This window comes from Novosphingobium sp. AAP1 (assembly GCF_001295765.1).
Taxonomy (GTDB): Bacteria; Pseudomonadota; Alphaproteobacteria; order Sphingomonadales; family Sphingomonadaceae; genus Novosphingobium; species Novosphingobium capsulatum.
The window spans coordinates 175,109-194,029 of the sequence record NZ_LJHO01000001.1 but is presented as its reverse complement, the minus strand read 5'-3'; the positions used below and the strand labels follow the sequence as shown (position 1 = coordinate 194,029).

Below are 18,921 nucleotides of genomic sequence, written 5' to 3'. Positions count from 1 at the left end.
GGGAGTTGTCATGACCAGATACGCCGCCAACTTTGGCGCCTTCCACATTCGCAAGTGGTTCACCCAGGTCGAGGAAATCCTTGCAGGTGAGACTGGTGCCGCCGCCGACGGTGCGCCGCTGATCAAGTACATGATCGGCGCATGCATCAAGAACCCCTATGCCGGCAACTATGTCGAGGATCTCTCGGCGTGGATCGAGGCTTCCCCGGTGCTCGGCGTGGAATTCGGGCGGCGTATCAATGCGCTGACCGGCGGGGCGCCGATCGAAAGCTATGGCAAGGCGATCCTCGTGGGTATCGATGGCGAATACGAGCACGGCAACGCGCTGCTCACCAATCCGGCGGCGAACCCGATCCGCGATGCGCTGGGCGGCGGGGCCTCGTGGGTGCCCTCTACCGGCAAGCGTGGGGTGCCCGGAACCATTCTTGACGTACCGTTCGGCCACAAGGACGCGCTCTATGTGCGTTCGCACTACGACACGATGAGCGTCTCGTTCGACGATGCGCCCAACCGTGACGAAGTGATCGTGTGCTGGGTCTTCGCCACGCGCGGCCGCCTCAACGCGCGGCTCGGCGGGCTGCGTGCCGAAGACGCCGAAGGCAACGGGCTGACCTGACCATGACGGCGGATCTCATCCTGGACGATGCGCCGCCCGCGCCGGTGGCGCTGCTGCCTGGCGAGCGCATCCGGCGCGTCGCGCGCGGTGGCGTGTCGCTGTGCGTGCGCGAATGGGGCGATGCGCAGGCCCCCGCGATCGTGCTGCTGCACGGTCTGCGCGGCTATTCGGGGACCTGGCGCCCGCTCGCCGCGGCTCTGGCTGACCGCTATCGCCTGATCGCTTTCGACGCGCGCGGGCGTGGTGAAAGCGACTGGGACGAGGGCCGCAACTACTACACCGATGCCTACCTCGCCGATCTCGAGGCGGTCGTGGCCGAAGCCGGTCTCGATCGTTTCGTGCTGGTCGGGCATTCGATGGGCGGCACCACCGCCTATGCCTATGCCGCGCGGCATCCGGCACGCCTTCACGCGCTGGTGGTCGAAGACATTACCGCCGGCTCGTCTGTCGGTGGTGCCGGATTCGAGCGCATCGTCGCGGAAATGAAGGCACTGCCCGTGCGCTTTGCCGACTGGGCCGAGGCGCGCGCCTATTGGCGCCGGCTACGGCCCAACGTGGGCGAGGCGGCGATCGAGGAACGGTTGTGGGAAAGCATGACTGCCGACCCGGCAGGTGGGGTGCGCTGGCGTTATGATGCCGAAGGCATCGCCGCCACGCGCATTGCGCCCGATCCCGCACGCGTGATCGACCTTTGGCCGGTGATCGCCGCGATCCGCGTGCCCACGCTGGTGATTCGCGGCGGACGTTCAGACTTTTGCAGCCTTGAGGCGGTGCGCCGGCTCGAAGCGCAAAACTCGCATCTGGCCCATGCCAGCGTGGACGGTGCCTCGCACTACGTCCACGACGATGCCCCTGAGGCGTTCCGTCGCCTGGTCGAGGGTTTCCTCGCCGGCGTTACGGTGCGCGCGCACGAGGACCACGATGATGGCCAATGACATGCCTGCCGCACCTGCACCATCCGACGATGCGGTGATCCGCACGGGGGCGGATACGCTGTTCGACGCGCTCTACGCTGGCGGTGCGCGTATCTGCTTTGCCAATCCCGGCACCACCGAGATGACCATGGTCACCGCGCTGGCCCGCCATGGTGGCATCCGCCCGGTACTCAGCCTGTTCGAGGGCGTGTGCACCGGTGCGGCAGACGGTTATGCGCGCGTATCGGGCCAGGTGCCGCTGACGCTGCTGCATCTTGGCCCCGGATTTGCCAACGGCATCGCCAACCTGCACAACGCCCGGCGTGCCGGTTCGCGCATTGTCAACATCATCGGTGATCATGCCACCTGGCACCTGCCTTATGACGCGCCGCTGACCTCGGATATCACATCGCTGGCATCGCCGGTCTCGCGCCAGGTGATCCGCATGGCCGAGCCTGGTGCCATCGCGCACGATGTCGCCACTGCCTTTGCCGCGACGCGGGTGGCCGAGGGCGGTGCGGCGACGCTGATCGTGCCGACCGACGTGATCGACGCGCGCGAGGAATACCAGGATGCGCTGTCTGGCAGCGCCACGGTTGCCCCATGGCAGGGCGCGCGGGTAGATGACGCGGCGCTTGCCGCCGCCGCTGCCGCACTGGAGAGCGATCAGGGCGCCATCGTGCTGCTGGGCGGCAATGCCCTGACCGAGGCGGGCGTGCGCGCGGGTGCCGCACTCGCCGCGCGGCTTGGCGGCCGCCTGCTGATGGAACCCTATCCGGGCATCGTGACCCTGGGCGGTGATCTGCCTGCGGTCGAGCGGCAGGCCTATTTCCCCGACGACGTGATCGCGCAAATGGGCACGGCCCGCGTCGTGCTGGCCGGCGCGCGCATGCCGATCAGCTATTTCGGCTATGAGGGCTGGCCCAGTCAGCTGGTTGCAGAGGCCAGTCTGGTGCGCCTGGCCGGGCCGGAGCACGATGCGATCGACGCGCTGGTGCGCCTGGGTGCGGCGCTGGGCGTAACGGGTCCGGTTGGCGCCCAGCCGTTCACGCCGGCCACTGCCAGTGCCAATGATCCCACTGCTGCGCTGACGCCGGCGGGCGTGGTCGAGGAATTGCTGGTGCAACTGCCCGAACATGCGATCATCTCGCTCGAGGGCTCGACCTTGGGTGGGCCCTGGCTGCGCAACGCGCATCGCGCGCGCCGGCATCGTGTGATGACCAACACGGGCGGCGCGATCGGCCAGGGGATGCCCTGTGCAGTGGGGGCGGCGCTCGCTGCGCCAGAAGCGCGCGTGGTTTCGCTCCAGTCGGACGGCAGCGCGCAATATACGCTCCAGGCCCTGTGGACGATGGCGCGCGAGAAGCTGCCGGTGACGGTGATCCTCGCGGCCAACCACCGCTACGCCATTCTCCAGACCGAACTGGTGCGCGCCAACGCGCCGCTGGGCGATGCCATGATCGAGGCGCTGACGCTGCTGGACAAGCCGAAGGTGGATTGGGTTTCGCTGGCGCGTGGCTATGGCGTGGAGGCGGTGCGCGTCACCACCTGCGGCGAACTGGCCGAGGCACTGGCGCAGGGGCTCGCGCTCGACGGGCCGATGCTGATCCAGGCTGAGTTGCCATGAGCGCTGCGGCAGTGGGTTCCGGGCCGCCCGTGGCGATTGTCACCGGCGGCAGCGGCGGAATGGCACCGGGGATCGTGCGCGGCCTGCAGGGCGCCGGGTTTGCCGTGGTCATTACGGCGCGCGATGCGGGGCGGCTTGCGGCTGCGGCCGAAGCGATCGGTGGCGATTGCCTCGCACTTGCGTCGGACGCGCGCGATCCGGCCTCCATCGAAGGCCTCGTCGCCGCCGTCCTTGCGCGGCGTGGTCGGATCGATGTGCTGGTTAATGCCGCTGCCAGTTCCACCCCGATCGGTGGGGCGATCGAGACCGTCGATGTGGCCGCACTGATTGCCGATCTTGACGTCAAGGTGGGTGGCTATCTCCGCTATGCCCAAGCGGTCGTGCCAGCCATGAAGCGACAGGGGCGGGGCCATATCGTCAATATCGGCGGGCTGACCGGCCGGTCGAGCGACACCTTGAGCGGCCTGCGCAACGCGGCGGTCTCGCACCTGACCAAGGTCTTGTCCGACGAGCTTGGCCCGGCCGGTATCACCGTCAATGCGGTGCACCCCGGCATTGTCCGCACCCCGCACCTGGCCGAGCTGTTTGCCGAAATGGCCCACACCGAAAACACCACGCCCGCCGCGATCGAGGCGCGCTTCGTTGCCGAGATACCCACGCGCACGATCCTGACGCCCGATGATGTCGGCGCGCTGGTGGCGATGCTGGCGGTTGCCGCGCGGCCGACCATTACCGGCCAGTCGCTGACCATCGATGGCGGCTATTCGCGCGGTATCTTCCTGTGAGCGCGCGTGCGGGCAAGGAGAGGGCGATGCGCGATGAAACCGGCGGGGCGCGTACCCGCTATCCGCTGTCGATGCGCCTGCTGCACTGGCTGCGCGCCATATTGATCATCGGCATGATCTGGTCGGGCTGGTTCATGACCGGCCTGCCTGACGAGGCGACGGCCAAGTTCGCGGTGTTCTATCCCAATCACAAGCAGTTCGGCGTCCTGGTCTGGCTGCTCGCGCTGGTCCACCTGGGCCTGCGCTACCAGCACCGCCGCCACCTGCCGCACCCGCCGGTGGGGCTCAGGCCCTGGGAGCGGGTGCTTTCGCATCTGGTCCACCGTGCGATCATGGTGCTGACGTTGCTGACCCCGCTGCTGGGCTACGCGATGTCGGCCAGCTTTACCCAGAGTGATGGCGTGCCCTTCTTCGGGCTGGGTCAGGTACCTGAACTGTTGCCCAAGAACGACAAGGCCTTCGCGCTGTTCGACACGCTGCACGGGTGGAGTGCCTATACGCTCGCCGTGCTCGTGGTGCTTCACGTGGCTGGCGCGCTCAAGCACCGGCTGCACGATCGCGGCGGCGATACCGACGTGCTCGCACGGATGGTGTGATCGCCCCTTCAACGAAAGATCCTGCCATGACCAACCCTGTCCACCACCTGCTGCATCCCGACGCCTTCGATGCGGCGGGCCTGGCCGTGACCAATCCGGCCGATGGCAGCATCGTCGCCACGGTGCGCCGCTATGACGTGGCTGCACTCACCGCGATCGTCGAGGCCGCTGACGCCGCGCGCCATGCCTGGGCGGCGCGCACCGCCAAGGAACGCAGCGACGTGCTGCGCGCCTGGTTCAACGCGATGGTGGAAAACGCCGAGGCGCTGGCGCTGTTGATGACGCTTGAAAGCGGCAAGCCGCTCGAGGAGTCGCGTGGCGAGGTGCGCTATGGTGCGGGTTACATCGAATGGTTCTCCGAAGAGGCGCGTCGCGCCTATGGCGAGGTGATCCCCAGTTTTGCGCCGGGCAAACGCGTGCTGACGCTGCGCCAGCCGGTGGGGACGTGCGCGGCGATCACCCCGTGGAACTTCCCGCTGGCGATGATCACCCGCAAGGTCGCGCCGGCACTGGCAGCAGGCTGCTCGATCGTGGTCAAGCCGGCTGAGGCTACACCGCTGTCCGCGCTCGCGCTGGAGGCGCTGGCCCACCGCGCCGGGGTGCCGCGCGACCTGTTTCGCGTGGCCCCGGCCGTGCGTTCGTCAGAGGCGGGGGACCTGTTCTGCAGCCATCCGCTGGTGCGCAAGATCAGCTTCACCGGCTCGACCGAGGTGGGCAAGGTCATCATGGCCAAGGCTGCTGCCCAGGTGAAGCGGCTCAGCCTTGAGTTGGGCGGCAATGCGCCCTTCGTGGTGTTCGACGATGCCGACATTGGGCGCGCGGTTGACGGTGCCATGGCCTCGCGCTTCCGCAACGCCGGGCAGACCTGCGTCTGTGCCAACCGCTTCCTGGTGCAGGATGGCGTGCACGATGCCTTTGTCGCTGCGCTCACCGCGCGGGTCGATGCCTTGCGCGTGGCCGATGGGCAGGCTGTGCCGGGTGCGATGGGTTCCCTGATCGATGGCAAGGCGGTCACCCGCGTAGCCGGGTTGGTCGAGGCCGCAGTGGGCGAGGGCGCGCGCGAGGTCAGCCACGGGCACGATGGCCCCGCGCGCGGTGCCTTTCATCGTCCGGTGGTGCTGGCGGGGGTGACCCCGGCCATGGCCATCGCGCACGAGGAAATATTCGGCCCGGTAGCGCCGGTCATCCGCTTTACCGACGAGGCTGACGCGCTGCGCATCGCCAACGATACGCCGTTCGGCCTTGCCGCCTATGTCTATACCGCCGATGTTGCACGCCAGTGGCGCATGATGGAGGGCCTCGAATACGGCATGGTCGGGGTGAACGACGGATTGATCTCGAGCGAGGTGGCACCGTTCGGCGGGGTGAAGGAATCAGGCTTCGGCCGCGAAGGATCGAGCCACGGCCTCGCTGATTACATGTCCATCAAGTACTGCCTCGTCGGTGGTTTGTAATATGGGGAAGGACTCCCCGGACCCTCTGGCCGACGGCACCGACGATCCGGCCTTCGTGCGCGGTCTGGCGCTGCGCAAGGAAGTGCTCGGTGCGGCCTATGTCGAGCAGGCTATGGCCGATGCGGACGATTTCTCGCGCCCGATGCAGGCATTGTCGACGCGCTGGTGCTGGGGGGAGACCTGGTCGCGCCCAGGACTTACCCGCCGCGAGCGCAGCCTGCTCAACCTCGGCATGATCAGCGCACTCAATCGCCCGCACGAGCTGCGGCTCCACGTCAAGGCGGCACTGCGCAACGGCCTGACGCGCGAGGAGATTCGCGAGGCCCTGCTCCAGGTGGCTGTCTATTGCGGCGTGCCCGCTGGCATCGATGCCACCCGTATCGCGCGCGAAGCCATCGCCGAATATGACGCCGAGGCCACCACCGCTGCCGCGCAATAGGGTCGGCTTTTGACCCCGGGTAACGGCACCTTGGGTAACCGTTGCGCGCAGCCGTTGCGGGGCGCTGCACCAACCGTCGCGTAACTTGTGCGGGCCGGGCCGCTGCGCTTCCTCCTTTGTCGAAGAACAGACGAGCGAGGAAGCGCCATGCGCCGCACATCGATCATGCTTGCCGCCATCAGCGCACTGGCGCTTGCCACTGGCACGGTCCGCGCCGCCGAACCTGCCGCCGCTTCGCCCGATGCACCGCCGCAAATCGTGGTCACCGCCTCGACGCAGGATGTGCTTGGCACCGCCACCACATCGAGTGAAGGCGCGATCACCCGCCAGGAAATCCAACGCCGGCCGGCCTACCGCGTCGGGCAGTACCTGGAGGCGATCCCCGGCTTGTCTGTCACCTCGCACAGCGGCGAGGGCAAGGCCAACCAGTACCTCCTGCGCGGGTTCAACCTCGACCATGGCACTGACTTTGCCACCTTCGTCGATGGCATGCCGGTCAACCAGCGCACCCACGCGCACGGCCAGGGTTATACCGATCTCAACTTCCTCATGCCCGAACTGTTTGGCGGCATCGCCTTTACCAAGGGCCCCTATTTCGCCGCTGCCGGGGACTTTGCCGCCGTGGGATCAGCGCGGCTGAGCCTGGTGGACAGCTTGCCGCCCACGCTCTCGCTCTCCGCCGGCACGGTCGGCGATCGCCGCGTATTCGCAGGCGGATCGGTGGCCCTGCGCGGGGGCACCACACTGCTTGGGGCGGGGGAATACTTCCACCTCGATGGCCCATGGGACAACCCTGATAACCTGCGCCGCTTCAACGGGGTGGTGCGCCTCTCGCATGGCACTGCCGAGGATGGGTGGTCAGCCACGGCAATGGCTTATTCGGGGCGCTGGAATGCCACCACCGACCAGCCCCTGCGCGCGGTGGAGCAGGGGTTGATTGGGCGCTTTGGTTCGCTCGATCCCAGCGATGGGGGGATATCGCAGCGCATGTCGCTGTCGCTGCGCTACGCCCGGCCCTTGTCCAGCGCCGACCAGCTCACCACCGAGATCTATGGCGTGCGCCAGCATCTGACGCTGTGGAGCAACTTCACCCATTACCTCGATGACCCGGTCAACGGCGACCAGCACGCGCAGAACGATCGTCGCTGGATCGCGGGCGGCAGCCTGGCACTGACGCACCGCTTTGCCACCGTCGGGATCGAGCAGACCCTGACCCTCGGGATCGACGGACGCTTTGATGCGATCCGCGTCGATCTGGCGCATACCCGCCGCCGCGCGGTGCTGAGCACCGATCGCGACGACCAAGTCGAGGAGGCAAGCCTTGGCGCTTATGCCGAACACAAGGCGCAATGGCTTTCTTGGCTGCGCACCGTGCTTGGCCTGCGCGTCGATCGCTTCCACGTGGCCGACCACGACCTGGTGCGTGCTGAGCGCGGGCATGAGCATGCCGCGCTGTGGCAGCCCAAGGGCAGCATAATCCTCGGCCCTTGGGCGCGGACCGAGTTCTACGTCTCGGCGGGGCGCGGCTTTCATTCCAACGATGGCCGCGCCGGCCTCGTCACCGCGGACGATGGCAGTACGAGCCTGGTGCGCCCACCACTGCTGGTCGGCGCCACCAGCATGGAGGCGGGGTTGCGCAGCAATCTCATGCGCCAGCTGACGCTTGCGGCCACCGTGTTCCAGATCGATTTCGCCTCCGAACTGACCTATTCGGCCGATGCCGGGCAAACCGAGGCGGGGCGGCCCAGCCGGCGTCGCGGCCTGGAACTGAGCGCCCAGTACCGCCCGCTGCCCTGGCTCGAACTCAATTCCAACCTCGCATTCAGCCATGCGCGCTATCGCGATGGTGCCCCGGCCACCCGCTTTATCGAGGATGCGCCCGGATTCATCGGTGCCGCTGGCGTGCTGGTCGACAATCTCGGGCCTTGGTCGGGCGCGCTCACCTGGCGGCGGCTCGGCCCGCATCCGCTGACCGAGGACAACAGCCAACGCTCGCCTGGCTATGGCGAGATCAACCTTTCGGCGGGCTATCAACTGACGCCGCGCGTCAACCTGCGTGCCGATATCTATAACCTGCTCGGCAGCCGCGACGATGCGGCAGACTACTACTACGTCAGCCGGCTGCCCGGCGAGCCTGCCGCCGGCGTGGCCGGAATCAACGCCCATCCGCTGGAACCGCGTTCGCTGCGCGTGACGCTTTCGGCCACGCTGTGACGGCGTTGCGCGCGCTCTGTTCCGGTATTGCAACGGTTTCGAACGTCCCGGCGCCCAGCCTGACGGCTAGGGCGGGGGAATAAACAGACCTGAACGTCCACGCATCGAGGGGAGACCTTGCGCCATGTCCATCCAAACCTTCGGCGATTGGCTCTATGCCACGCCGATCTCGACCACGTTCCGTGACACGACGTGGATCATCCCCACGGTGCAGAGCGTGCATATCCTGGCGATCGCGGTGGTCGTGGGCTCGGCCCTGGTCTCGGAACTGCGCCTCGCCGGCGTGCTCGCTACTGACGAGAGCCCCGCGCGCGTGGTTCGGCGCTATCTGCCGTGGATATGGTCGGCGCTGGTCGTGCTGCTGGCCAGTGGCACGCTGCTGATCGTGGCCGAGCCGGCGCGTACCCTGGGCAATACGGTGTTCTGGGCCAAGATGGCGCTGGTGCTGCTGGCCTTCCTGGCCACGCTGCTGCTGCGCCGCCCGCTGTTGCGCGACGATGCGCGGCCTGCGGCCAAGACGGTGGCATGGCTGCTGCTGGTGGTGTGGAGCGCGGTCATCTTCTGTGGCCGTTTCATCGCCTACACCTGAACGGCGCCCCGTCACCGTCACGACCAAACAGCACAACCGGGGGAGCCCAACCCATGACCCTGCAAACCACGCTGCAAAGCATCTATGACCTGCCGCTTTCTAACGCCATTCGCGAGAACGCCAACGCCTTCCCGGTGCTCGAATCGCTGCATGTGCTGGCGATCACGCTCGTCTTCGGCACGATCCTGATCGTTGACCTGCGGCTCGTCGGCTATGCCGCGCACCGGCGCAGCGCCAATCGCCTGATCACTGAACTGCTGCCTTTCACATGGGGCGCGTTCGTCGTCGCGATCATCACCGGCAGCCTGCTCTTTGCCTCCAACGCGGTGGCCTATGCCGCCAATACCGAGTTCCGGCTCAAGCTGCTGGCGATCGTGGCGGCCGGCATCAACATGGCGATTTTCCACGCCACCACCCAGCGCACGATCGCGCAGTGGGACGAGACCGCCGCGCCGCCCTTTGCCGCGCGTGCCGCCGGCGTTTTGTCGCTGGTGCTGTGGACGCTGGTGATCTTCCTTGGCCGCTGGATTGGCTTCACCCTTGATGTGCTGTTCTGAAACCCACTCCCAGGAGCGTCTGCCCGTGACCCCAACTCTTCGTACGATCATGCTTGCCGCCTCGGCCGCTGTGACAGCGCTGGCTCCGGCCGGATCGGCCCTGGCCCACCATTCGTTCGCGATGTTCGACCAGACCAAGCAGGTTGAACTGCGCGGTGTCATGGTGAGCAAGTTCACCTGGACCAACCCCCATGCTTTCGTCGTCGCGCAGTCGAGCGGGACGACCTATGCACTCGAGTGCAGCAGCCCCAACCTGATGACGCATGCTGGCTGGAGCTTTTCGACGCTCAAGGCGGGTGACCAGGTTGATATCGTGTTCTACCCGCTGCGCAACGGCAAGCCGGGGGGCATGCTCAAGACCGTCAAGCTGCCGGGCGGCAAAGTGTTGAGCGGTTGGTAAGCGCAGCCCGCAACCCAGCCTGCCCTCAGGGTGGCGGGGTTGCGGGCGGGCGATTTTAGAATCCCGCCCTGGCTCGATCCAGCCGAAGGCATACCGCGCGCGGTTCGGTGAAGGCCTGCAGCGCCTCGCTGCCGAACTCGCGCCCTACGCCTGACAGCTTGCTGCCGCCGAACGGCATCGCCAGGTCGAGAACGTTGTGCGTGTTGATCCACACCGTTCCCGCGTCGATCCGCTCAGCCAGGAGGTGGGCCGTATCGATGTCCTGCGTCCACACGCTGGCGGCCAGACCATAGGGCGTGTCGTTGGCAATACGGACGATGTCGGCGCGATCGGTGATTTTCATCGCGCACACCACTGGCCCGAAGATTTCCTCGCGCATCACGCTCATCCCGGCCTCCACCCCGGCGAGCACGGTCGGCCGATAGAACCAGCCCGGACCGCTGGGTATGGCAGCGCCTTCCAGCGGATGCGCGCCTTCGGCAAGCCCCGCTTCGACCAGCGCGGCCACGCGATCACGCTGGCGGGCGGAAATCAGCGGTCCCATCTGCGTCTCGGCAGAAAATGGCGAGCCCAGGCGTAGGTCGCGTGCGATGCGGCAGACCCCGTCGATCACCGCGTCATGGACTGGCGCCTCGACCAGCAGACGCGAGCCAGCGGTGCAGATCTGCCCCGAATTGGCGAAGATTGCGGCTGCCGCGCCCGGGATCGCGCGATCGAGATCGGCATCGGCCAGCACGATCGTGGGAGACTTGCCCCCCATTTCGAGCGTGACGCGCTTCATCGTGCGGGCCGCCTGGGTCAGGATCGCCTGCCCGGTGGCGTTTGAGCCGGTGAACGCGATCTTGCGCACCAGGGGATGCGCCACCAGCGGGACGCCGACGGCCGCGCCGGTGCCGGTGACGATGTTCACCGCCCCGGCTGGAAAGCCCGCCTCGAGAATCAGCTCACCCAGCCGCATTGCGGTGAGCGAGGTTTCCTCTGACGGCTTGAGCACCACCGTGCAGCCGAACGCGATGGCCGGCGCGATCTTCTGGATCGCCTGGCCGATCGGGAAGTTCCACGGCGTGATGCCCGCTACCACGCCGACGGGGCGGCGCTGGGTGAACGCGCGGTAGAGCGCCGCTTCCTCGACCAAGGGCGAATGCGTGACGGTCTCCCCCGCGATCTTCGAAGCCCAACCGGCGAAATAGCGCAGTCCGTCGATGGTGAACTGTAGGTCGATTGCCTGCGTCACCGTGAGCAGCTTGCCGCTATCGAGCGATTCAAGCGCGGCGAGATCGTCCCGCTCGCGCTCGACCAGCAGGGCCAGCCGCTCGAGCAGGCGGCCGCGGTCGAGCGGGCGCATCGACTGCCAGGCTGCGCTTTCGAAGCAGCGATGCGCGGCGCCGACCGCACGATCCACGTCGGCGATGTCGCAGGCCGGTACCTGCATGATCACCCGTCCGGTGGCCGGATCGATCGCATCGAATGGGGCGACAGTGCCGAGCGGCTCGACCAGTGCTCCGTCGATCAGCAGTCGACCGGTCGGGAGAGTGGGGGAGAAGGGTGCGGTCATCGGTGGCTCCGGACGGAGAGGAGGGGCACGGTCATTCGCAGACCGGGCCTTCGACGTGGGTGGACCCGACGCCGGCATAAATCACCGGGCGGCAGCGCCGTAGGTAAGTGCCATGGGCGAGGCCTGCGGCGGCGATGGCGATGAACAGCAGCGGCAGGCGGTTGATTACCGGCAACGTGGTGCCGGTCAGCGTGGCGTAGTTGGCCAGCGACAGCCACGTCGCCACCGCAATAATCACCCCGCTCAGCAGCGGCGCCAGGGTCTTGCCCGCTGAATATTCGCCGCGCCGCGCGAAGAACAGCGGGATCGCCAGCGAGGTGGCGGTGAGCAGGATCTCGAGACCCACTGCACCCATCGACGACAGGCTGGTGGCGAGCGAGAGCAGCGGATCGAGCCCGGCCAGGGCGAACAGCGCGATCACCAGCGCGAGTATCCCGGCGAGCGCGAGGCAGGCCATGTAGGGTGAGCCGTGGCGCGGGTGGACGCGGCCGAGCACGGCGGGGATCAGCCCATCGCGCGAGAGAGCGAAAAAATAGCGTGCGATGTTGTTGAAGAAGCCCAGCGCGGCGGCGAACAGGCTGGTGATCGTCAAGAGGCTGAGCGCGTCACGCCCGAATTGGCCGAGCGTGCGAAACGCGATGCCCGAGACGAGGTGGCCGGGATCGGCAGCTGCCACTGCTTTGATCTGTGCCGGGCCTACCGCCAGCACCAGGCACCACGACGACAGCACGTAGAAGGTGCCCAGTACCAGCACTGCGCCATAGGTAGCGCGCGGGATGGTCACGGCGCGGTTGCGCGCTTCTTCCTGATAGATCGCCGTTGCTTCAAAACCGATGCAGCCGTTGATGGCATAGATGACGGCGATGCCAAGGCCGGGCGCAAAGATCGTAGCGGGGGCAAAGCTGCCGAAATCGAGCCCGGCCCAGCCGCGTTGCCACAGGATCAGCGCGTCGATCACGGCGATGAGCCCTACCTCGAGCAGCAGTGCCGCGGTCAGCACCTTGGCCGCCATCGTGATCCTGTGATACCCGAGCCAGGCGATCGCTGCGATGCTGGCGGCCGCCCATAGCACCCACGAGGTGGCGATGCCGGTCAGCGTGGCGAACACGTCAGTTGCGAAATAGCTCATCGCTCCCAGCACCGAGGCAGCGGCACAGGTATAGGCAACCACGGCCGTATAGGCCGCAGCGATGCCGGCCTCCTTGTTGAGGCTCGCGGCAATATAGGCATAGAACGCGCCGGCATTGCGCACGTGCGGGATGATCCGCACATACCCCACCGCGAACAGCAGCATGACCGCACACATCGCGAGTTGCGCGCCGGGCATCCCGGCGCCGTTGCCAAAGGCGAAGGCGAGGGGGATAATTCCGGCCAGCACACCCATCGGTGCGGCGCAGGCGAGGATCATGAAAATGATGTCGCCGGTCCCCAACATGCCGGAGAACAGGCCGGGCTCGGCGGCGGCGTCTTGGTCGGATCTGTGCATGAATGCTCGATTGTGGGGGGCGGGGTGCATCGCCAGCACCCGATGATGCAACACTGGCAGGTTTGCCACCACACGGTATTGCACTTGCGCCGGGATACCTTGTATTTTCGGCCAGGCCCCCGGTGCACAGGGCCTGCCTGCTTGCCAGCAAGGCAGCATTGGGCAAGCCTGTGCCGATCACGACCATGATCAGGGAAGCCCCGCCGATGACGACCATGACGCCGACGTTCACGCGCCGGAAATCAGCCCGGGCCGCCGCGCTTGCAGCACTCGCGCTCGTGCTGGCCACCGTGCCCGCGCAGGCAGCAGATGCCACCGTTGCGGCATCAACCCCTGCCGCGGAAACGGCGCCTGATCCGGCTGTCGCCGCCGCCGTGATGCAGACCGTGCACCACTATGTTGACAGCCTTAACCGAGGCGACAACGCCGGCGTCATCGCCAGCTGCGCACGCGAAGCCGCTATTGTCGACGAGTTTGCACCGTACGAATGGCACGGAGCCGATACCTGCGCCCACTGGCTGGCTGCGCTCACCGCGCATAACGCCGCTATCGGGCTGACCAAGGGCGTCAACACGCTGCGCAAGCCCCGCCGTGTCGATGTGACGGGGGATCGCGCCTACGTCGTCGTCCCGGCCGACTTCCGGTATACCCTCGGCGGCCAGCAAGGTGCCGAGGTCGACGCCACGTTCACCGTGGCGCTGCACAAGGAAGCCGCTGGCTGGCGCATCATCGGCTGGGCCTGGTCTCGCCCCGAGTTCGACTTCGACTATTGAAGGCAGCGGGCGGGTTCGCCTCCCGCTCATGCCTCCGGCATCAGCGCGATGACGCGCAGCGGGCTGCCCGAGCCGCCCTTGATCTTGAGCGGGGCGGCCACGATCACGCTGCCGAAGGTCGGCAACTGGTCGAGGTTGGTCAGGCACTGTAGCCCGAAACGGCCATTGCCGTGGAGGATCGAATGGGCGGGCAGCGGTTCGGCAAAGTGGCTGGCCTGCCCGGCATCGGTGCCGACCGTCTCCACGCCCAGGCCCACGCAGTCGCGCGCGTGGACGAGGAAGCGCATCGCATCGGCATGGGGGCCAGGCGAATGCGCGCCATCATCCTGCAGGTTGAGATAGGCAAGGGTGCCCACACGCTTGGACCAGTCGCTGCGCAGCAGGATCCAATGGCGCGGCGGGATAGCGCCGTGTCGGGCCTCCCAATGATCGAGGAAGGCGCGTGTCACCACGAAGTCGGCGTCGGCGGCGGCCTCCGCGCTGATATCGATCACCACGGCGGGATAGACGAAATCGCGCGGCGCGACTGCGTCGACCGTGCCATGCGGCACGTCGCGCCCGGTGATCCAGTGCGCCGGCGCATCGAAATGCGTGCCAGTGTGCTCGTTCATGGTGATCCGGTTCCAGTACCATGCCGGCCCATCGGCATCGTAGCGGGAGACCGTCTCCATTCGGAACGGCTCGCATTGCCCGAACTCGGACGGCAAAACGATCACCGGGAAATCGGACGACAGGGTATTGGCCAGATCGACCACGCGGATCGCCCCGCTGGCAAGCTGTGCGACAAGATCGGTAAGCAGCGACGTCATGGTTGGGTCTCCCTGGCAAAGAGGGCCGGATCGTCGAGCCAGCGGCGCATTGCCTCGCGCGCCACCTCGCCCACGCAGGTTTGCTCGCGTCCCTGCGCCAGCGCGTCGAGCACGGCGGCGGCAAGGCGCGCGGGCGCAACCTTGGGCGGGGGCAGCGCTTGGTGGTCGGCATCGTCGGTCGGCCCGGTGAACACTTCCAGGACGCGCACGCCGGTGCTGCGCATCTCGTGGCGAAAACTTTGCAGCAGCGAGAGGCGCGCAGCCTCGGCGGCGGCAAATCCAGCATGGCCGGCATCGCCCGCCAGCGCCTTGACCGACAGCACATCGAGAAACGCGCCGCTGGGCCGGCCGGCAAGAATTGGCGCCGTCGCTTGCGCCAGGCGCGCGAGCCCCATTGCCGAAACCTCGAGCGCGCGGTGGTGGGCCAGGAGATTGCCGTCGTGGCTCACCCCCCCGGCGCGCACATGGCGCGCGGTGTTGATGACGATGTCGAGCGGACCGCCGATCCGGCTTATCGTCTCGGCAACCGAGACAGGATCGGTCACATCGAGTGGGCGCGGCTGGACCCCGGGCAGGCCCAGGACGGGATCGTGCGCATCACGCATCGGCGCGGGGCCGGACAGGCCGGCAACCACCAAGCGCGCGCCAGCGGCGGCAAGTGCGCTGACCAGCGCGCGGCCAACCGGCTGGCGGGCATCGCTGACAAGGACAGTTGCCCCTGCCACCGGCACCACGAAGGTGCGTCCCTGGGGATCGGCGGACATGCTGGTGGCTCCTTGTTCCGGCTGTGGCGGGTGTGCGGCATCGCTGGGAAGGGCGAACAGCGCAGCATTGCCGCCACGATCGAGCATCAGTCGCATCGTGACGCGCGCGCCGGGCTCCAGCCCCCGTGCAAGGTGCGCGAACACGACTGGGCCGGCATCGAGCAGGATCGAGCCCATGTGCCAAGGCAGGCGATCGCGGAAATAGGGATCGGTCGAAACGCGGATCACGGTGTTGGCAAGCACGCGTCCGCCGGTCGGCTGGTCATGCCAGGCCAGTGTGCCCCAGCACCGTGGGCAGGCGTCGCGTGGGGGATAGGTCGCTGTACCGCATACGGTGCAGGCCTGAAGTACGAAGCGGCCCTGCGCGGCCCGTGCGGCCATCGCCTGCATCGCGCGGCTGCGCGCGCCCGGCGGTACGGGATGCAATTGCGGCCGCGCCAGCGGATCGCGCGGTGCGGGCGGCGGCAGCGGATTGCGCGGCGTCGTCATAGCGCCTCGATCACGGCAGCGGCGGTGCACACGCCGCGATCATAATTGACCAGCCCAAAGCCCGATATTGCCGCACGCCGGGCGCCGGGCACCTGCGCGCCGAGCGGGCAGTGCAGAATCTGGCGCAGGCCCTCGGTCAGGTTCTGGTACCCGCCCGCAGCGCCCGCCTGCCCTGCGGAAAGCTGCCCGCCGTTGGTGTTGAGTGGCAGCGTGCCGTCGATGCCGAAGTGCGTCTCGCGCAGGAAGCGCGCAATCGTGCCCGGCGGGCAGAAACCGAGGTCCTCCAGTTGCATCGCCACGATCACCGGATAGTCGTCATAAGCCTGAAGGCAGTCGATATCCCCGGGCCCGATCCCGGCCATCGCCCATAACTCGTCGACATCCATCGCCCAGCCACCACGCCGCTGCACCGGATCATCGGGATAGGCATTGTGGCGCTCGATCGTGGCCATGATCCGAGCCGCCGGCCAGCCGCGCGCGGCAGCGATCTCCGGGGTGGTGACGACGAAGGCTTCGGCGCCGGCGCAGGGCATCACGCAATCGAACAGGTGCACCGGATCGGCGATCGGGCGTGCGGCGAGGTAGGTGTCGAGGTCGAGCGGGATGCGTTGCAACGCCAGTGGGTTCGAGCCGGCATTGGCGCGCTGGGCGAGGCAGATGCGGCCGAAATCGGCGCGCGTTACGCCGTGTTCGTGCATGTAGGCCTGCGTGATCAGCGCAAACGTCGCGTTCGGGCCGCCAAAGCCATAGGGGTACACAGCATCCTGCGAAAAGCGCGAAAACGTGGCGAGGGTGTGGCGGAAGCTGTCGATCTGGTTGGTATCGGCCGCGACGCAGGCGACGATGGCGGCATCGCCGCACTGCACAGCGCGCGCGGCGCGGCGCAGTGCCATGACCCCGCTCGCCCCGCCTGTGGGCACATGGTCGAGCCAGCGCGGCATGAGGCCGAGATGCTGGACGAGGCCGACGGCGGTATCCGGGCCGGCCGAGAAACTCGAGAAACTGAAACCGTCGAGATCACGCGGGCCGAGCGCTGTTTCCCGCGCCAGCGCGCGCAGTGCCGCGCCGGCCCAGCCGTGAGCCGGCTCGCTCGAAAAGCGCTGATAGGGCACGGTGATGGGGGCGGCCACCACCACGCCGTCGTAGGCCATGCGCGAGCGTTTGGTGGAGCTGCTCATCCCTGCCGCCTCTTGAGCGCGCGGGTATCGAAGAACGCGCCACGCGCCATGTGCGCCCCCACTTCCTCCTTGAGGGCGGCACGCAGGATCTTTTCGGTCGGCGTGCGCGGCAGCGCATCGACGAAGCCGATCCAGCCCGGCACCTTGTAGTAGGCCATCTGGCCCAGTGCCCAGGTGGCGATATCGCGTGCAAGGTGCTCAGTGGGTAGCTGCTCGGTCTTGTCTGTCCCGGCGCGGGCAGGGGCATCGAGCACGATCAGCGCGGCCACCTCGTCGCCGCGCACCGGGTCGGGCGTGGCCGCCACCGCCACCTGGCGCACGTGAGGATGGCGCGCAAGGATCGTCTCGACCTCCACCGCCGCGATGTTCTCCCCCGAGCGGCGGATCACGTTTTTCTTGCGATCGACGAAATGCAGGTCACCGTCGGCGTCGCGCGCGACGATATCGCCGGTGTGGAACCACCCCCCGGCCCAGGCCTCGGCAGTGGCCGCAGGGTTGGCGAGGTATTCGCGGAAGAACCCATAAGCGGGATCGGGCCCGGCGCGGCGCACCAACAGTTCGCCTGGTGCATCGATATCGACATCGTCGCCGGCGTCGTCGACGATGCGGATCTCGACGCCGGAATCGGGCCGGCCGAAGCACGCGGTGCCTACCTTGCGCGGCTCGCGGTGCGCGCTGATCACGCCGCCGCTGCCCGTCTCGGTCATCGCCCAGGCCTCGATCAGCGGGAAGCCGAAGCGCCGCTCGAACGCGCCATGCAGGGCAACTGGCGCCCCGGCACCGAAGCCGAAGCGCACACTATGTTCGCGGTCGGCCGGGCTATCGGGTGCCTTCATCAGCATTGCCGGCATCACGCCCAGGTAGTGCAGGCAGGTAGCGCGGCTGCGCTGCACCGAATCCCACCAGGTCGAGGGATGGAAGCGGTCGAGCACGGTGAGGCAGCCGCCCAGCGTAATCATCGCCATCAGCGAGACGGCCAATGCGTTCATGTGGAACATGGGCAGCGGTGTAAGCATCCGCTCTGCGCCGGCGTGCAGCGCGATGAGGCCGCCAGTGTCCCGATACCAGTCTCCCGAATGCAGGAAGTAGCTGTTGGGCAGAACGCAGCCCTTGGGTTGCCCGGTCGTGCCAGAAGTATAGAGCAGCGCCGCCTCGCGCGCGGAATCGGGATCGGCCGGCAGTTGCGCCAGTGGCAGCAATGGACGGACGGGCGCGTCGGGGGTGACGGGGACCATCGCGCTTCCCACCGCCAGCGCGGCGCGCGCAACGTCGGCATGGCGGCCGGGGACGACGAACGCGGCGCTAATGCCCGAGTGTGCGATGAGATATTCGAGCTCAGCCTGGCGCAAGTCGGGGTTGATCGGCACGATCGACGCGCCAAGGCTGTTGGCTGCGAGGAACAGCTCGATAAAGTCGGGCCGGTTGTCGAGCAGCAACCCCACGCGCGTGCCCGTGCCGAAGCCGGCGGCGGCCAGCGCGACCTGGCGGCGCAGCACGCGATCGAGCATCGTCGCGTAGGTGATCTCGCCAGCCGCGATGCCGTAGATATGCGCCGTTTCGGGCAGCACGTTGAGAAAGGGCTTGTCGAACCAGCGCGTCGCCGCGGCGGAAAAGCGCGAAAAGACGGTCTCTTTGCTCACGGCGTTGTCCTGTGCGGAGTGCGGGGTTGCGGGCTG

General features: G+C 67.5%; 18 protein-coding genes. 12 read left to right on the top strand and 6 right to left on the bottom strand.

All coding sequences use genetic code 11. The features are described 5' to 3' along the window. Nucleotides 1-10: 10 nt before the first annotated feature. From IP65_RS00815 to IP65_RS00765, 11 genes are all read left to right on the top strand, one after another. Entirely contained in the window at nucleotides 11-616 is a 606-nt protein-coding gene (locus tag IP65_RS00815) for an amino acid synthesis family protein (protein WP_022678528.1), read from the top strand. A 2-nt stretch (nucleotides 617-618) separates the two neighbouring features. Then, entirely contained in the window at nucleotides 619-1,551 is a 933-nt protein-coding gene (locus tag IP65_RS00810) for an alpha/beta fold hydrolase (RefSeq protein ID WP_054130428.1), read from the top strand. A 1-nt stretch (nucleotide 1,552) separates the two neighbouring features. Next, the gene (locus IP65_RS00805; RefSeq protein WP_054130427.1) at nucleotides 1,553-3,157 is read left to right on the top strand and encodes an acetolactate synthase large subunit; all 1,605 of its coding nucleotides are present in this window, start codon (nucleotides 1,553-1,555) and stop codon (nucleotides 3,155-3,157) included. Further along, nucleotides 3,154-3,942 carry an SDR family NAD(P)-dependent oxidoreductase gene (locus IP65_RS00800; protein ID WP_054130426.1) on the top strand — a complete coding sequence of 263 codons (789 nt, stop codon included), beginning with the start codon at nucleotides 3,154-3,156 and terminating at the stop codon, nucleotides 3,940-3,942. The genes IP65_RS00805 and IP65_RS00800 overlap by 4 nt, the downstream gene beginning before the upstream one ends. Before the next feature lie 26 nt (nucleotides 3,943-3,968). Then, on the top strand, nucleotides 3,969-4,538 hold the full coding sequence (locus IP65_RS00795; protein ID WP_054130425.1) for a cytochrome b: 570 nt from the start codon (nucleotides 3,969-3,971) through the stop codon (nucleotides 4,536-4,538). A gap of 26 nt (nucleotides 4,539-4,564) precedes the next feature. Beyond that, nucleotides 4,565-5,992, top strand: coding sequence for an NAD-dependent succinate-semialdehyde dehydrogenase (locus IP65_RS00790; protein ID WP_054130424.1), 1,428 nt, complete (start codon nucleotides 4,565-4,567; stop codon nucleotides 5,990-5,992). 1 nt (nucleotide 5,993) lies between these two features. Then, nucleotides 5,994-6,431 carry a carboxymuconolactone decarboxylase family protein gene (locus IP65_RS00785; protein WP_054130423.1) on the top strand — a complete coding sequence of 146 codons (438 nt, stop codon included), beginning with the start codon at nucleotides 5,994-5,996 and terminating at the stop codon, nucleotides 6,429-6,431. A 147-nt stretch (nucleotides 6,432-6,578) separates the two neighbouring features. Next, nucleotides 6,579-8,645 (top strand): TonB-dependent receptor, encoded by a 2,067-nt coding sequence (locus tag IP65_RS00780; protein ID WP_054130422.1) that lies wholly within the window; start codon nucleotides 6,579-6,581, stop codon nucleotides 8,643-8,645. Nucleotides 8,646-8,769: 124 nt separating this feature from the next. Further along, a complete protein-coding gene (locus tag IP65_RS00775) occupies nucleotides 8,770-9,234 on the top strand; it encodes a DUF6644 family protein (protein WP_054130421.1) in 465 nt (154 codons plus the stop codon). A 53-nt stretch (nucleotides 9,235-9,287) separates the two neighbouring features. After that, the gene (locus tag IP65_RS00770; protein ID WP_054130420.1) at nucleotides 9,288-9,791 is read left to right on the top strand and encodes a DUF6644 family protein; all 504 of its coding nucleotides are present in this window, start codon (nucleotides 9,288-9,290) and stop codon (nucleotides 9,789-9,791) included. A 25-nt stretch (nucleotides 9,792-9,816) separates the two neighbouring features. Beyond that, nucleotides 9,817-10,191, top strand: a complete 375-nt coding sequence (locus IP65_RS00765; RefSeq protein ID WP_156306325.1) for a DUF6152 family protein — start codon at nucleotides 9,817-9,819, stop codon at nucleotides 10,189-10,191. A 55-nt stretch (nucleotides 10,192-10,246) separates the two neighbouring features. Here IP65_RS00765 and IP65_RS00760 read toward each other — a convergent pair whose 3' ends face one another. Next, on the bottom strand, nucleotides 10,247-11,746 hold the full coding sequence (locus tag IP65_RS00760; RefSeq protein ID WP_054130418.1) for an aldehyde dehydrogenase: 1,500 nt from the start codon (nucleotides 11,744-11,746) through the stop codon (nucleotides 10,247-10,249). A gap of 31 nt (nucleotides 11,747-11,777) precedes the next feature. Then, nucleotides 11,778-13,232 (bottom strand): APC family permease, encoded by a 1,455-nt coding sequence (locus tag IP65_RS00755; RefSeq protein ID WP_054130417.1) that lies wholly within the window; start codon nucleotides 13,230-13,232, stop codon nucleotides 11,778-11,780. A 206-nt stretch (nucleotides 13,233-13,438) separates the two neighbouring features. Between IP65_RS00755 and IP65_RS00750 the strand changes: the two genes are divergently transcribed. Continuing rightward, complete coding sequence (locus IP65_RS00750; RefSeq protein ID WP_156306323.1) at nucleotides 13,439-14,005, top strand: hypothetical protein; 567 nt, start codon at nucleotides 13,439-13,441, stop codon at nucleotides 14,003-14,005. Between the two features lie 26 nt (nucleotides 14,006-14,031). On the opposite strand, the gene IP65_RS00745 is transcribed toward IP65_RS00750, so the two are convergent. The 4 genes from IP65_RS00745 to IP65_RS00730 are packed head-to-tail and all read right to left on the bottom strand — an operon-like array spanning nucleotide 14,032 to nucleotide 18,885. Next, a complete protein-coding gene (locus tag IP65_RS00745; protein ID WP_054130415.1) occupies nucleotides 14,032-14,814 on the bottom strand; it encodes a cyclase family protein in 783 nt (260 codons plus the stop codon). Further along, a complete protein-coding gene (locus IP65_RS00740) occupies nucleotides 14,811-16,067 on the bottom strand; it encodes an SDR family NAD(P)-dependent oxidoreductase (RefSeq protein WP_054130414.1) in 1,257 nt (418 codons plus the stop codon). Before IP65_RS00740 ends, IP65_RS00745 begins: the two co-directional genes overlap by 4 nt. Next, the gene (locus IP65_RS00735; RefSeq protein ID WP_054130413.1) at nucleotides 16,064-17,245 is read right to left on the bottom strand and encodes a thiolase family protein; all 1,182 of its coding nucleotides are present in this window, start codon (nucleotides 17,243-17,245) and stop codon (nucleotides 16,064-16,066) included. The genes IP65_RS00740 and IP65_RS00735 overlap by 4 nt, the downstream gene beginning before the upstream one ends. Beyond that, the gene (locus IP65_RS00730; RefSeq protein ID WP_054130412.1) at nucleotides 17,242-18,885 is read right to left on the bottom strand and encodes an AMP-binding protein; all 1,644 of its coding nucleotides are present in this window, start codon (nucleotides 18,883-18,885) and stop codon (nucleotides 17,242-17,244) included. The genes IP65_RS00735 and IP65_RS00730 overlap by 4 nt, the downstream gene beginning before the upstream one ends. Nucleotides 18,886-18,921 lie beyond the last annotated feature (36 nt).

Coding starts and splice junctions, on each gene's coding strand:
- IP65_RS00815 (WP_022678528.1), top strand. CDS start 11: ATGACCAGATACGCCGCCAACTTTGGCGCCTTCCACATTCGCAAGTGG.
- IP65_RS00810 (WP_054130428.1), top strand. CDS start 619: ATGACGGCGGATCTCATCCTGGACGATGCGCCGCCCGCGCCGGTGGCG.
- IP65_RS00805 (WP_054130427.1), top strand. CDS start 1,553: ATGCCTGCCGCACCTGCACCATCCGACGATGCGGTGATCCGCACGGGG.
- IP65_RS00800 (WP_054130426.1), top strand. CDS start 3,154: ATGAGCGCTGCGGCAGTGGGTTCCGGGCCGCCCGTGGCGATTGTCACC.
- IP65_RS00795 (WP_054130425.1), top strand. CDS start 3,969: ATGCGCGATGAAACCGGCGGGGCGCGTACCCGCTATCCGCTGTCGATG.
- IP65_RS00790 (WP_054130424.1), top strand. CDS start 4,565: ATGACCAACCCTGTCCACCACCTGCTGCATCCCGACGCCTTCGATGCG.
- IP65_RS00785 (WP_054130423.1), top strand. CDS start 5,994: ATGGGGAAGGACTCCCCGGACCCTCTGGCCGACGGCACCGACGATCCG.
- IP65_RS00780 (WP_054130422.1), top strand. CDS start 6,579: ATGCGCCGCACATCGATCATGCTTGCCGCCATCAGCGCACTGGCGCTT.
- IP65_RS00775 (WP_054130421.1), top strand. CDS start 8,770: ATGTCCATCCAAACCTTCGGCGATTGGCTCTATGCCACGCCGATCTCG.
- IP65_RS00770 (WP_054130420.1), top strand. CDS start 9,288: ATGACCCTGCAAACCACGCTGCAAAGCATCTATGACCTGCCGCTTTCT.
- IP65_RS00760 (WP_054130418.1), bottom strand. CDS start 11,746: ATGACCGCACCCTTCTCCCCCACTCTCCCGACCGGTCGACTGCTGATC.
- IP65_RS00755 (WP_054130417.1), bottom strand. CDS start 13,232: ATGCACAGATCCGACCAAGACGCCGCCGCCGAGCCCGGCCTGTTCTCC.
- IP65_RS00750 (WP_156306323.1), top strand. CDS start 13,439: ATGACGACCATGACGCCGACGTTCACGCGCCGGAAATCAGCCCGGGCC.
- IP65_RS00745 (WP_054130415.1), bottom strand. CDS start 14,814: ATGACGTCGCTGCTTACCGATCTTGTCGCACAGCTTGCCAGCGGGGCG.
- IP65_RS00740 (WP_054130414.1), bottom strand. CDS start 16,067: ATGACGACGCCGCGCAATCCGCTGCCGCCGCCCGCACCGCGCGATCCG.
- IP65_RS00735 (WP_054130413.1), bottom strand. CDS start 17,245: ATGAGCAGCTCCACCAAACGCTCGCGCATGGCCTACGACGGCGTGGTG.